This is a genomic window from Streptomyces anthophorae (genome assembly GCF_049310305.1).
Taxonomy (GTDB): Bacteria; Actinomycetota; Actinomycetes; order Streptomycetales; family Streptomycetaceae; genus Streptomyces.
In genome coordinates this window covers 844,189-857,021 of sequence record NZ_JBLWQQ010000001.1, presented here as the reverse complement: position 1 = coordinate 857,021, position 12,833 = coordinate 844,189, and the positions used below count along the sequence as shown (strand labels likewise).

Genomic DNA, 12,833 nt, shown 5'->3' with positions numbered 1-12,833 from the left:
GTCGGTGCAGTCGGTGGACCGGGCGGTGTCGATTCTCCAAGTGCTGGCCGTGCAGGGCCCGTCCGGCGTCACGGAGGTCGCGGACGCCCTGGACATCCACAAGTCGACCGTCTACCGGCTGCTCGCCACGCTGGAGGCGCGCGGCCTCGTGGAGCAGGACAGTGAGCGCGGCAGCTACCGGATCGGCTACACCGTCGTCGAACTCGCGGGCGGCGCGACCAAGGGCAACGACCTGTCGCTGCTGAGCCGCCCGGTCTGCCAGGAGCTGGCCGCTGCCGTCGGGGAGACGGTGAACGTGGCGGTCTACGACGGCGAGGCCGTCATCAGCATCGACCAGGTGCTCGGCAACGCGGCCATCACCAGCATCGACTGGGTCGGCAAGCGCACGCCCCTGCACGCCACGTCGGCGGGCAAGGTGTTCCTGGCACACATGCCGCAACCGGAGGCCGCCGAGATCCTCGAGCAGCCGCTGGAGGAGTTCACGCCGCACACCATCACGGACCCGGCGCTCCTGAAGGAGCAGCTTCAGGGCGTGCGTGAGCTGGGCTACGGCGTCATCAGCGAGGAGCTGGAGATCGGGCTCGCCTCGCTGTCCGCCCCCATCAGGTCGCTGAACGGCGAGGTCATCGCCACCGTGACGGTCTCCGGACCGACGTTCCGGATCAACGACCACACGATCTCCGGGCTCGCCGAACAGCTGGTGGCGGCCGGCGAGAAGATCTCGTGGCGCAAGGGCTACATCCGGCGCGGCTGATTACGCAGCGGTAGGGGTTGACGACGCGCTCTGGCGCGCCGCACATTTGTCTCGCATCGCGTTGGTGTTTCACATCGCGAAACGGGAACGTGGCGGCGCCGCCGTCACGCAGCCATCCCCGTCGCCCTGCCGCAGCACATCCGGGGCCGTCCCGCCCCGACACAGCCACAACATCCGGGCCACAGAGCTTCCCTGCCTCCCTAGGAGCTGTCGTGCGCGCACCGAACACGAACCTGGATCCCCTGCTCCAGCCCTTCCGGCTGAAGCACCTCACCCTGCGCAACCGGGTGGTCAGCACGTCCCACGAGCCCGCCTTCGGTGAGGACGGACTGCCCAAGGACCGCTACCGCGCCTACCACCTGGAGAAGGCCCGCGGCGGCGTCGGCCTGACGATGATCGGTGGTTCCGCGGTCGTCTCCCCGGACAGCCCGCCCTCCTTCGGCAACCTGCTGCTCCACCGCGACGAGATCGTGCCCTGGCTGCGCCTGCTCGCCGACGACGTGCACGCGGCGGGCGCGGCCGTCATGTGTCAGGTCACCCACCTCGGACGCCGCACCAGCAACTACACGGGCGACTGGCTGCCGGTGGTCGCCGCGTCCCCGCTGCGCGAGCCCGCCCACCGCGCGTTCCCCAAGGCGGCCGAGCCCTGGGACCTGGACCGGATCGTCGACGACTACGCCGCCGCGGCCGTGCGCTGCAAGGAAGGCGGCCTGGACGGCATCGAGTTGCAGTCCTACGGCCACTTCCTCGACGGCTTCCTCTCCCCGGCGACCAACCACCGCGACGACGAGTACGGCGGAGACCTGGAACACCGGATGGCGTTCCCCCGCAGAGTGATCAAGGCGGTGCGCGAGGCAGTCGGCCCCGAGTTCGTCGTCGGCATCCGCATGGCCCTGGACGAGGACCTCCCCGGCGGCCTCACCCTCGCCGAAGGCCTCACCGCCGCCGAGCGGTTCAGCGCCGACGGCATCGACTTCATCAGTGCCATCCGCGGCACCATCGAATCCGACGCCTCCCTGGCCAGGACGATCCCCTCGATGGGCACCCCGCTCGGCCCCTTCCTCGACTTCACCGGCGAGATCCGCCGCCGCCTCGACATCCCCGTCATGCACGCCGCCCGCATCGCCGACCCCGCCACGGCCCGGCACGCCCTGCGCGAGGGACTCCTCGACCTCGTCGGCATGACCCGGGCGCAGATCGCGGACCCGCACCTCGTCGCCAAGATCCGCTCCGGTGACGAGGACCGCATCCGCCCCTGCGTCGGGGCGAGTTACTGCCTGGACGCGATCTACGACTCCGGGGACACCAAATGCATCCACAACCCGGCCACCGGCCGTGAACTCCAGATCCCGCACACCGTCCCGGCCGCAACCGGCCCACGCCGCAGGGCAGTTGTCGTCGGCGGTGGCCCCGGGGGCCTGGAAGCCGCCCGCGTCCTGGCCGAACGCGGCCACGACGTCGTGCTGTTCGAGGCCGGCGACCAGGCGGGCGGACAGATCCGGCTCGCCGCGCAGAACCCCCGCCGCCACGACCTGCTCGGCATCGTCGACTGGCGCGTCGCCGAGTGCAAACACCTCGGCGTGGACCTGCGCCTGGGCGCGTACGCGGAAGCGTCCGACGTGCTCGCCGAACACCCCGACCTCGTCGTCGTCGCCACCGGCGGCCTCCCCAACCGCTCCTTCCTCACCGCGGGGGAGGGGCTCGTCGCGGACACCTGGGACGTGATGTCCGGCTCCCTGCGCCCGCGCGCGGGAAGCCAGGTCCTGATCTACGACGACCACGGTGGCCACCCGGCCATGGACGTCGCGGAACTCCTCGCCGCGCACGGCACCCGCCTCGAGTACGTGACACCGGAGCGCACCCTCGCCCCCGACGTCGGCAGCATGAACTCGCCCGCCTACCTACGGGCGTTCACCGAGCACGACGTCACCGTCACGCTCGCCCGGCGCCTGCGCTCCGTGCGCCGTGGGGCAGAGGGCCGACTCGTGGCGACCCTGTTCAGTGAGTACACCGGAACCGAGGCCGAACGCGTCGTCGACCACGTCGTCGTCGAGCACGGCACCCTCCCCAACGACGAGCTCTACACCGACCTGCTGCCCGCCTCCCGCAACCTCGGCGAGGTCGACCACCGGGCTCTGATCGCCCGCGAGGCCCAGACCGTCGTCCGCAACGAGGCCGGCCGCTACCAACTGTTCCGCATCGGCGACGCGGTCACCAGCCGCAACATCCACGCTGCCGTGTACGACGCGCTGCGCCTGTGCCTGCCCGTCTGACGAGTCCCCGGAGCGACCTCATGACCGTTCACGCCTCCTCCGACGCCAGCCCCGCCCACCTCGTCGCCCGCCGCGCCGCGGGCCACAGCCTCGAAGCCCCCTTCTACGTCAGCGACGCGTTCTTCCGCCTCGACGTCGACGCCGTCTTCGCCCGCAGCTGGATCTTCGCCGCCGCCGAGGCCGAACTCCCCGAACCTGGCGACTACATCACGCTCACCGTCGGCCCGTACTCCGTCATCGTCGTCCGCGACGACGACGAGGAGGTCCGGGCGTTCCACAATGTGTGCCGCCACCGGGGCGCCCGCATCCTCAACGACGAGCGCGGATCGGTCGGCAACATCGTCTGCGGCTACCACCACTGGACGTACGGCGTCGACGGGCAACTGCTGCACGCCGAGTCCCAGCCGCCCGACTTCGACCGCTCGTGCTTCAGCCTGCGCTCTGTCCCTCTGCGCACGGTCGCAGGACTCGTCTTCCTGTCCCTCGCGGCCGAACCGCCCGAGGACTTCGACGAGTTCGCCTCCCGTGTCGAGCCCTATCTCGCGCCGCACAACCTGGCCCGCGCCAAGGTGGCCCGGCAGATCGACCTCGTCGAGCACGGCAACTGGAAGCTCACCATGGAGAACAACCGCGAGTGCTACCACTGCGCGGGCCACCCCGAACTCCAGCGCTGCTACTTCCCGCTCTACAACTTCACCGAGGACGAGGTGCCGCCCGGCATGCGGGCCACCTTCGAGCGATTCCGGAAGGCCGACGCCGAGGCCCGCGCCACGTACGAGTCCCTCGGCCTGCCCCACGCCACCATCGAGGAACTGGTCGAACGCCCCACGGGTTTCCGCATCCAGCGCGAACCCCTCGACCTGGCCGGGGAGTCCTTCACCCCCGACGGCAAGGCCGCCGTACGCCGCCTGCTCGCCGACTTCCCGACCGCGCGCCTCGGCCACCTGGGCCTCCATCTTCAGCCCAACGCCTGGTTCCACTTCTCGGCGGACCACGCGGTGCTGTTCTCCGTCGTTCCGCTCGCCGCGGACCGCACCCTCGTCCGCACGACCTGGCTCGTGCACGCGGACGCCGAGGAGGGCGTCGACTACGACCTCGACACCCTGACCGGCGTCTGGGTGGCCACCAACGAACAGGACGCGGTCTTCGTCTCCCGGGCCCACCTGGGCGTGAGCAGCCCCGCGTACGTGCCGGGCCCCTACAGCCCGACCGAATCCCAGGTCGAGGACTTCGTCACCTGGTACATCAACCGGCTCGAAGCGCACCTGGAGGGGTCATGACGACAGCGACGCCGACGGCGGCGGGATCCCCGCCCGCCTGGGCCGACGGCCTGCTGGTGTGCCAGCAGGTCCACGACGTGACCTCGGACGTACGGACCTTCGTGCTCGCCCCCACCGAACCGCGGCTCTTCCGCCACGACCCGGGCCAGTTCCTCACGCTCTGCCTGGACATCGACGGCGAGCCCGTCGAGCGCTGCTACACACTTTCCTCGGCCCCCACCCGCCCGGACCTCGCCACCATCACGGTGAAGCGCGTCCCCGGCGGGCACGTGTCGAACTGGCTGCACGACCACCTGGCGCCCGGCGGCACGGTGTGGGCGCGCGGCCCCCTCGGCCGGTTCACCATCAACCAGCACCCCGCCCCGAAATACCTGTTCCTCTCGGCGGGCAGCGGGGTCACCCCGCTGATGTCGATGACCCGCACGCTGTACGACCTGGCCCACCCCGTGGACGTCGTCTTCGTGCACAGCGCCCGCACCTTCGACGACATCATCTTCCGCCGCGAACTGGACTTCATCGCGGCGGCGTCCCCCAACTTCCGGATCCGCCACCTCCTCGACGACCACGCCGAGCAACTGAACGCCCAGGTGCTGCGCGCCGTGGCCCCCGACCTGGCGGAACGCGAGGTCTTCACCTGCGGTCCTGCCGGCTACATGCGGGCGGTGCGGGAGATGCTCACCTGCGAGGGCTTCGACATGGCCCACCACCACGAGGAGAGCTTCGCGTTCGAGGCATCCGGGGCGACCGAACCCGGGTCCGGCACCGGAATCGGCACCGGCTTCAAGGTCCAACTGGCCCGCACCGGCCGCACCATCGAGTGCGACGCGGAGACACCGGTCCTGGCAGCCGCGGCCCGCGAGGGCATCACCCTCCCCGCCTCCTGCGCACAGGGCATGTGCGGCACCTGCAAGACGCGCCTCCTGTCCGGCTCGGTCGACATGCGGCACGCGGGCGGCATCCGCCCCCGCGAGATCGCCGACAACAAGATCCTGCTGTGCTGTTCGACGCCGCGGGAGGACCTGGTGATCGACGTCTAGCGGCCGTCACCGCGGCCGTCACTCGGCCCAGGGGAGCGGGATCCTGTCGTCCTTGCCGGGCAGGACGACCGCCTGCCCGGCAGCGGCCCGCTCCACCTTGCCCTCCACGTCCACCTCGAACTCCCCGCCCACCGGCATCCAGATCTGCTCGCGATCGATGATGTGCACCGGCGTGGCGCAATCGGCGTTCAACTCCACCCGCCACGTACTGACTTCGGTACTGCCCTGGCTGGGGGCCGCGAGACCGAACATCGCCCCGGCCGGGCTCTGGGTCGTCCGCTGCGCACTTTCACTGGTCCTCACCGAATTCGTGAGCCGCGTGGACGCCGCCGGGTACTCCGACCTGCGCCCCGTGCACGGACTGGTCTTCCAGATGCTGAAGGGCTCCGGCGCGACCAGCAGCGAGCTCGCCGAAGGGCTCGGAGTCACCAAGCAGGCCGCGGGCCAGATCATCGACGACCTGGAGAAGCGGGGATACGTCGAACGGCCGCCGCACCCCGCCGGCGGCCGCCGCAAACTCGTCGTGCTGACCGACAAGGCCACGGAGCACCTCGCCGTGGCCGGACGGATCCTGCACGACCTGGAGGGCCAACTGGCCGAGCGCCTCCGGGCGGCCGGACGGGAGATGCCGCGCGCGGAACTCGCGGCCATGGTCCGCACGTTGGCGGGCGACACGATTCCGCCGCTGCGGCCGGTCTGGTGAGGCGTCCCGGTTCCGCCGGCCGGTGATCCCGCCGTCCCGCCCGCCGTGTCGGCGCCGCAACGGCAGATCACGCCCTGTTTCATGGCCCGCATGCCTGGCACAGCCGTACACGAAGAACACCCGCCGTCACCGCAGGAGCAGGCCCTCGACCGCAAGGGCGGGCCCGGGCACACGCTTTTGATGGCGCTCGCCCTCGCGATCCCCACCGTGAAGGTCGCCTACACGGTGGGCGGAGGGGAGCCCGCCCGTGATGTGTTCGTCGGGATGGAGCTGGGCAACTGGCCGGACGTGCTCATCGGCATGCTGCTCACCGAGCCCGCCCTCGGTTCGGTGTTCGGTGTCGTGGTGTCCCGCGTCGTGTTCGCCCTGTTCGCCGCGCGCGGTTCCGTGCCCAAGGGCGGCGGGGTGGGGCAGGCGGCACGGCGGGTGGCGCTCACCCTCGTCAACCCGGTCGCCGTCGGGATCATCGCCGCCTGCTTCTACGGCCCCTGGTGGGGGCTCGGCACCGCGGTCGTGGCGTACGCGCTCCGGCTGGGGGTCGTCAGCGGGCGCCGGTGGGAACAGGGTCTTTCGCTGCTGCTGACGGTGGTCGTGCTGCCCCTGCTCGCCTTCGGCTCCGCCCTCGACGGGAAGGCGTGGACGTCGGTCCTGGAGTGCCAGGTGCAGGAGGGCACCCGGAACACGACCCAGCAGCTCATCGAGCTGGGCCGCAAGGGCAACGGTGTCGTCGGCTGGAGCCTCGACACCGAGGAGGTCGTGAACGGTGCCGGGTGTGTGGACACCGGAAGCCTGCGGGTGCGCAGCGCCTGGTGGTGACCGGCGCTGCGCACCCGGCCCGTCAGGACTTGCTGCCCGCCCCGTTCGGCTGCGGCGTGTCCGCCACCGGCGCCGCCAGGTCGACCGCCAGGTGGTCGCGCGTGGCGTCCGGGTCCGTCAGGCGGTTCAGGCGGGCCGGCACGTCGAGGCCGACCAGGGCCACGACGATGATGGTGCCCGCGAAGGTGAGGACCGCCAGGGCCCGGCCCAGTGGCATTCCGTCGGCCAGCGAGGCGCCCAGGACCGGGGCCACGGCGCCGCCGAGCGCACCCACGTTGTACGTGAAGCCGAGGGCGGCCGCCCGGTTCTCGGTGGGGAAGTGGCCGCCGATGTAGCGCGGCAACAGACCGGAGATGCCGAAGCTGAGTCCTTGCAGGACGAACAGGAGCGCGCCCAGAAGGAGCAGGTTGTCCTTGACCGCGAAGACCGGGAACACGAACACCATCGACGCGATCAGCGTGAGCGCGTACGCCTTCTTCGTGCCGATCCAGTCACCGACGAACCCGGCCAGCCAGCAGCCCGCCATCGTGCCGAAGCCCGCGAAGAACATCGCGTTGCTGACCTGGTCCGGGGAGTAGCCGAGGTCGGTCTTGAGGTATGTCGGCAGCAGTGCCTGGATGGGCCAGGTGTAGAGGAACGCGAAGAACACCGTCACGGTCATCGCCACGTACAGGGTCCAGTTGCGGCGTCCGCCCAGCTGCGCGGCGAGCGCGATGAGGCCGACACCCGCGACGACGGCGAGCACGGGCACGTACCCCGCGCCGATGGGGGTGAAGACGGCGAAGAGGGAGATCGTCGCGGCCACCGCCAGGACGACGTTGGCCGTCGCGCGGGCCGTCGTCGCGAAGAGCGGGCGGAACGGGTTGGGCTTCGTCGCCCGCTGCTCGACCGTCTCGCTCCACTCGGCGGCCTCCGGCAGCGCCCGGCGCAGCCACAGGGCCACCACGATCGGGACGATCCCGATGTAGAACATCCACCGCCAGCCGAGTGCAGGCACCACCCACTTGTACACCTCGGCGGCCAGCACCGAACCGACCGAGAAGCCGGAGATCAGGAATCCGCTCGCCCGGTTGCGCAGGCGTGCCGGCCAGCTCTCCATCGCGTACGTGGCGCTGGCGCTGTACTCGCCCGCCATCCCCATGCCGATGGCGAGCCGGGCGACGAACAGGCTGGTGTAGTCCCAGGCGAAACCGCAGGCGAAGGTGCCGAGCGAGTACAGCAGGATGCTGACCACCATCGACAGCTTGCGGCCGTAGCGGTCGCCGAGGGCGCCGAGCACGGCGCCGCCGATCCACCGGGTGATGAACGCGGCGGACACCAGGCTGGCGCCCTCCACCGTGCTCAGCCCGAAGTCGTCACTGATCTCCGTGAGGACGAGGGTGATCAGGACGAAGTCGAAACCGTCCAGGACATAGCCGACCCAGGCGGCGAAGAACGACTTCCACTGGGTACCGGTCACCTCGCGGTACCAGGGACGTGTGTCGTGGGTTGCAGTGCGCACGATGTCTCCATGATGTCGGACCGCCTCGGCATTGAGCACGGGCCGCGGGCGGTGATGTGTCAGCGCTGAGTGAGTCCTGCGACGAATTGGCCGGTCAGGGCCGTGGGAGCGGTGATGGCCGTGCCGACCACGACACTGTGGGCGCCGCGCGCGAGGGCGCGGGCGGCCTCCTGCGGGGTGCGGATGCGGCCCTCGGCGACCACGGGGACGTCGAGAGCGGTGGCGAGCGCGGCGACGAGGTCGAGGTCCGGGCCGTCCTGCTCCGGGGTGCCGGGGACGTAGCCGGAGAGCGTGGTGGACACCAGGTCGGCGCCCTCGGCGGCCGCGGTGACACCTTCGTCGAACGTCGAGACATCGGCCATCACCAGGGCGCCCGCCGCGTGCACCGCCTCGGCCGCCGCGGCGAAGGTGCCGCCGTCGGGCCGGGGGCGGTCGGTGGCGTCGATCGCGACCACGTCCGCCCCCGCTTCGGCGATCGCCAGGGCGTGCCGGACGGTCGGCGTGATGTAGACGCCGGTGTCGCCGTCCTTCCACAGGCCGATCAGCGGCAGGTCGACCGCCGTACGGATCGCGGCCACCACCTCGGGTTCGTTGGCGCGGATGGCCGCCGCGCCGCCCGCCGCGGCGGACCGTGCGAGGCGCACGAGGGTGGTGGTCTCGCGCATCGGGTCGCCGGGCGGTGCCTGGCAGGACACGATCAGCCGGCCCGCGAGGGCTTCGGCGAGCGCGGCGGGGGAGGGAGGGCTGGTGGTCGTCACGGATTCCGCCTCTGGTGTCGGGGGTGGTGGAGGGGCCCGGTCGCGGTGAGCGCGGCGGCGCCGAGCACGGCCGCGTCCGCGCCGTTCCTCGGTGCCTCGGGCTTCAAGTGGCGCAGCAGCGGCAGGAGTTCAGCGGCGAACGCGCGGTCAAGCGCGTCCCGGTACAGCGGTCCGATCCGCGGCACGCCGCCCGCGACCACGACGCGGTCGGGGCCGAGCGCGTTGGCGAGCCCACCGAGGGCGCGCCCGGTCGCCGTCGCGCCGATGGTGATCGCGCGGGCCGCCTCGTCGTCCCCGCCCGCCGCTCGTTCGGCGACGGTCTGGAGGCGGTCGACGGGGTGCCCCGTGAGCCGCTCGTACAGGGCCGTGATGCCCGGCCCCGAGGCGACGGCCTCCAGGTGCCCGCTCGCGCCGCAGGTGCACGGCAGCCCCGCCGCCTCCGGGCTCGGCAGGTGCCCGATGTGCCCCGCGACGCCCGCGACCCCGTGCAGCATGCGGCCGCCCGCGGCGACCGCGCCCCCGACGCCCGTACCGACGGCGACGAACAACAGCGTCCCGGCGCCGCCGAGCGCGGCGAGTTCGGGTGCGGCCGTGGCCCGCACGTCGTTGTCGCAGGCGACCGGGAGGCCGGTGCGGTCCGCGAGGCCGGCGCCGAGCACGGTGCCCGCCCACCCGCGGATCGTGTCGGTCGAGGCGGTCACCGTGCCCGTACGAGGGTCGACGACACCGGCGGCGGCGACACCGACGGCCAGCGCCCCGCGGTCGACGGACCGTGCCGCCTCACCGAGTGCGTCGAGGACCGCAGCGGGCCCTTCGGCGGCAGGGGTCGGTCTGGTGTGCCGGTCGAGTACGGACCCGCCCGGACCCACCAGGGCGGCGTCGATCTTCGTGCCGCCCAGGTCGAGTCCGATGACGGGACCGGACACGGGAAGGGGCCCGGTACTCATCGGACCGGCGCGAGCCCGGCGGCCCGCAGACGCACGGCGATGCTCTCGACGGACGATTCGTCCAGCTGGATCTGCGGGAACGCGGTGTCGCCGTTGTCGATGACACCGAGCAGCCGAAGCGCACCCTTGAAGGAGCCGAGCGCCGACGAACTGCGCCCCATGTCCCCCTCGGGCCCGACGTCGACGATGCCGAACAGCTCGACGAGCCGCTCCTGCTCCTTGGCCGCCAGGTCCCAGTCACCGGCGCGGGCGGCCTCGTAGAGACGTACGTACGCGGCCGGGTCCACGTTCCCGATGCCCGGCACGACACCGTCGACGCCCGCCAACAGGGCCGCGTCCACGGTGAGTTCGGAGCCGGTGAGGATGCTGAAGTCGGGCGCGGGCCCGGACTTCCGGCCGTGCCGGCCGCCCAGCTCGACGATGAGGCGACGCAGTCCGCCCTCGTCGCCACTGCTGTCCTTGACGCCCGCCAGCGTGCCGTCCTGCGCCAACTCCCGCAGCAGCGCGGCCGACAGCTTGCTGTGCACCGACACCGGCAGGTCGTACGCGAACAGCGGCAGGTCGACGGCCGCGCGGATGCGCCGGAAGTGCCGGGCGATCTCCAGGGGGTGGGTGCGCGTGTAGAACGGCGCGGTGGCCACGAGCCCGTCGGCGCCCAGCTCCGCCGCCTTCGCGGCGTGGTCGAGGACGCGCGGCGTGGTGGTGTCGATGACGCCGGCGAGCACCGGCACCCGGCCCGCCGCGGCGCGCACCACCGTCTCCAGGACCGTGCCGCGCTGCGCGTCGGTGAGGTAGGCGACCTCGCTCGTCGAGCCCAGGGCGAAGAGTCCGTGCACGCCGCCGTCGACGAGGTGCTCGACGAGCCGGGACAGAGAGGCGGTGTCGATGTCGCCGTCCGCGTCGAGCGGCGTGCAGACGGGCGGAACGATCCCGCGAAGAGGGCTGGTGAGAGGCATTGCGACTGCTCCAGTGCTGCTGCGGAGGTACGGCCGGCGATCGGCCGCGAGGTAAGACGTAAGATGTCTTACGTCAGGCGTCACCATAGACTCAGCTGGGCGCCACAGGTCAAGAGCGTCGTATGTCACACCCGGGATCCATGCCGGGAAAGCAGCACCGGGTCGTCACACCCGGCCGATCGGAAGGAGGCGTCGGTGGCCCGCTCCACGCTGACCGCGGACGTGCAGGAGAGCATCAAGCAGCTGATCCTGGAGCGCGGTCTCGCGCCGGGCAGTCCGCTGCCGCCCGAGGGCGAGCTGGCGGAGCTCTTCGACGTCAGCCGGGTCTCGCTGCGCGAGGCGCTCAAGGCGCTCCAGGCCCTTCAGGTCATCGAGATCCGGCGCGGCTCCGGCACCTTCGTGGGCTCGCTCTCCCTCGACCCCTTCGTCAAGGGCCTCGCCTTCCGTGCGGCGGTGCGACACCGCAACGGCGAGCCGAGCCTGTACGAACTCATGCGGGTGCGCGAGGCGTTGGAGGCCGGGCTGATCGAGAGCGTGGCGGCGTCCCTGCCCGGGGAGGACCTCGAGGCGTTGCGCGGGATCGTCGCGGACATGGAGAAGGAGGCGGAGACGGGGCGCGTCGCGCGGGCCACGGACCGCGCCTTCCATGTGGCGCTCTACCGCTCTCTGGACAACTATCTGCTCAGCGAGGTGCTCGACGCGTTCTGGGCGGCCATGGACCAGGTCCGCGACGACATCGGCGACAGCCACCAGGTGGGCGCCGTCACCGCCGCCCATCACAAGGCGATCGTCGAGGCGCTGGCCGCGGCGGACGGGCCCCGCGCGGCGGCGGCGATGCGCACGCACTTCGACGGGATCCGGGAGCGGCTCGCACCGGGCGGCGTGGCCGCGGAGGCCCGCCCGGTGGGCTGAATCAGGCCTCCGGCCGGTCGCGGGGCCCCGCCCCCTTGTCGTACCGGCCCCGCAGGTCCTCCCAGAACCCGAGCCCGACGGACTCGAACAGGTCGCGCACCGGCACGTGTCCCGCGGTGTCGAGGTCACCGGCCGCCGCGCGGGCCAGCGCGGCGCGCATGGCGGCCGCGGCGCCGCCGACGTTGAGGAGGGGCATGATGACCAGCGCGTATCCGGCCTCGCGCAGTACGTCGAGATCCGCGTCGGGTGTCTTGCCGCCGGGGACGAGGTTGAAGAGCGCGGGCGCGGCGACCTCGGACGGCACCCGCCGCACCTCCTCCAACGTCCGCGGTGCCTCGACGAACACCATGTCCGCGCCCGCCTCGACGTAGCGGTTGACCCGGCGCACGGCCTCGTCGAAGCCGTGCGTGGCGCGGCAGTCGGTGCGGGCGATGAGGACCGTGTCCGGGTCGCGGCGCGCCTCGGCCGCCGCCTCGATCTTCGCGGCGAACTCCTCGGCGTCCACCACGCGCTTGGCGTCGAGGTGCCCGCAGCGCTTGGGGAACTCCTGGTCCTCCAGCTGGATCGCGGCGACCCCGGCCCGCTCGTACAGCTGGACGGTCCGGTAGGTGTGCGTGATGTCGCCGAACCCGGTGTCCGCGTCGGCGATGAGCGGGATGTCCAACACCCCGGCCAGCAGCCCCGCCCGACGCACCATCTCGGTCTGCGTGGCGAGCCCGATGTCCGGCAGCCCGTTCGCGGCGGCCACGGCCGCGCCCGACATGTAGGCGGCCCGGAATCCGGCGCCCGCCGTCAGCGACGCCGACAACCCGTCGTACACACCTGGCGCGAGCACCGCCGACCGCTCCCGCAGGATCTCCCGCAGCCGATTGCGCATGTCCGTCATGGGTCTGCCT

13 protein-coding genes are annotated in these 12,833 nt (G+C 72.0%); 7 read left to right on the top strand and 6 right to left on the bottom strand.

Features of this window, described 5'->3' with window-relative positions:
* Positions 1 to 4 precede the first annotated feature (4 nt).
* The 4 genes from ACNYS0_RS03745 to ACNYS0_RS03730 all read left to right on the top strand — a co-directional run bounded on the left by ACNYS0_RS03745 (position 5) and on the right by ACNYS0_RS03730 (position 5,344).
* A complete protein-coding gene (locus tag ACNYS0_RS03745; RefSeq protein WP_422482445.1) occupies positions 5 to 754 on the top strand; it encodes an IclR family transcriptional regulator in 750 nt (249 codons plus the stop codon).
* Positions 755 to 966: 212 nt separating this feature from the next.
* Positions 967 to 3,027 carry an oxidoreductase gene (locus ACNYS0_RS03740; RefSeq protein ID WP_422471191.1) on the top strand — a complete coding sequence of 687 codons (2,061 nt, stop codon included), beginning with the start codon at positions 967 to 969 and terminating at the stop codon, positions 3,025 to 3,027.
* A gap of 20 nt (positions 3,028 to 3,047) precedes the next feature.
* Positions 3,048 to 4,307: an aromatic ring-hydroxylating oxygenase subunit alpha gene (locus ACNYS0_RS03735; RefSeq protein ID WP_422471190.1), complete on the top strand. Its 1,260-nt coding sequence runs from the start codon at positions 3,048 to 3,050 to the stop codon at positions 4,305 to 4,307.
* A complete protein-coding gene (locus ACNYS0_RS03730; protein ID WP_422471189.1) occupies positions 4,304 to 5,344 on the top strand; it encodes an FAD-binding oxidoreductase in 1,041 nt (346 codons plus the stop codon). Before ACNYS0_RS03735 ends, ACNYS0_RS03730 begins: the two co-directional genes overlap by 4 nt.
* Positions 5,345 to 5,362: 18 nt before the next feature.
* Here ACNYS0_RS03730 and ACNYS0_RS03725 read toward each other — a convergent pair whose 3' ends face one another.
* Positions 5,363 to 5,512 carry a hypothetical protein gene (locus ACNYS0_RS03725; protein WP_422471188.1) on the bottom strand — a complete coding sequence of 50 codons (150 nt, stop codon included), beginning with the start codon at positions 5,510 to 5,512 and terminating at the stop codon, positions 5,363 to 5,365.
* Positions 5,513 to 5,594: 82 nt separating this feature from the next.
* On the opposite strand from ACNYS0_RS03725, the gene ACNYS0_RS03720 reads away from it, so the two are divergent.
* Positions 5,595 to 6,047 (top strand): MarR family winged helix-turn-helix transcriptional regulator, encoded by a 453-nt coding sequence (locus ACNYS0_RS03720; RefSeq protein ID WP_422482443.1) that lies wholly within the window; start codon positions 5,595 to 5,597, stop codon positions 6,045 to 6,047.
* Positions 6,048 to 6,137: 90 nt separating this feature from the next.
* A complete protein-coding gene (locus tag ACNYS0_RS03715) occupies positions 6,138 to 6,863 on the top strand; it encodes a hypothetical protein (protein ID WP_422471187.1) in 726 nt (241 codons plus the stop codon).
* 22 nt (positions 6,864 to 6,885) lie between these two features.
* Here the strand turns inward: ACNYS0_RS03715 and ACNYS0_RS03710 are convergent, their stop codons facing one another.
* The 4 genes from ACNYS0_RS03710 to ACNYS0_RS03695 are packed head-to-tail and all read right to left on the bottom strand — an operon-like array spanning position 6,886 to position 11,025.
* On the bottom strand, positions 6,886 to 8,364 hold the full coding sequence (locus ACNYS0_RS03710) for a sialate:H+ symport family MFS transporter (RefSeq protein ID WP_422471186.1): 1,479 nt from the start codon (positions 8,362 to 8,364) through the stop codon (positions 6,886 to 6,888).
* A 59-nt stretch (positions 8,365 to 8,423) separates the two neighbouring features.
* Entirely contained in the window at positions 8,424 to 9,122 is a 699-nt protein-coding gene (locus ACNYS0_RS03705) for an N-acetylmannosamine-6-phosphate 2-epimerase (protein WP_422471185.1), read from the bottom strand.
* On the bottom strand, positions 9,119 to 10,069 hold the full coding sequence (locus ACNYS0_RS03700) for an ROK family protein (protein ID WP_422471184.1): 951 nt from the start codon (positions 10,067 to 10,069) through the stop codon (positions 9,119 to 9,121). The genes ACNYS0_RS03705 and ACNYS0_RS03700 overlap by 4 nt, the downstream gene beginning before the upstream one ends.
* The gene (locus tag ACNYS0_RS03695) at positions 10,066 to 11,025 is read right to left on the bottom strand and encodes a dihydrodipicolinate synthase family protein (protein WP_422471183.1); all 960 of its coding nucleotides are present in this window, start codon (positions 11,023 to 11,025) and stop codon (positions 10,066 to 10,068) included. The genes ACNYS0_RS03700 and ACNYS0_RS03695 overlap by 4 nt, the downstream gene beginning before the upstream one ends.
* A 195-nt stretch (positions 11,026 to 11,220) precedes the next feature.
* On the opposite strand from ACNYS0_RS03695, the gene ACNYS0_RS03690 reads away from it, so the two are divergent.
* Positions 11,221 to 11,937: a FadR/GntR family transcriptional regulator gene (locus tag ACNYS0_RS03690; protein WP_422471182.1), complete on the top strand. Its 717-nt coding sequence runs from the start codon at positions 11,221 to 11,223 to the stop codon at positions 11,935 to 11,937.
* A gap of 1 nt (position 11,938) precedes the next feature.
* Here ACNYS0_RS03690 and ACNYS0_RS03685 read toward each other — a convergent pair whose 3' ends face one another.
* Entirely contained in the window at positions 11,939 to 12,823 is an 885-nt protein-coding gene (locus tag ACNYS0_RS03685; protein WP_422471181.1) for an isocitrate lyase/PEP mutase family protein, read from the bottom strand.
* Between the last annotated feature and the right edge of the window lie 10 nt (positions 12,824 to 12,833).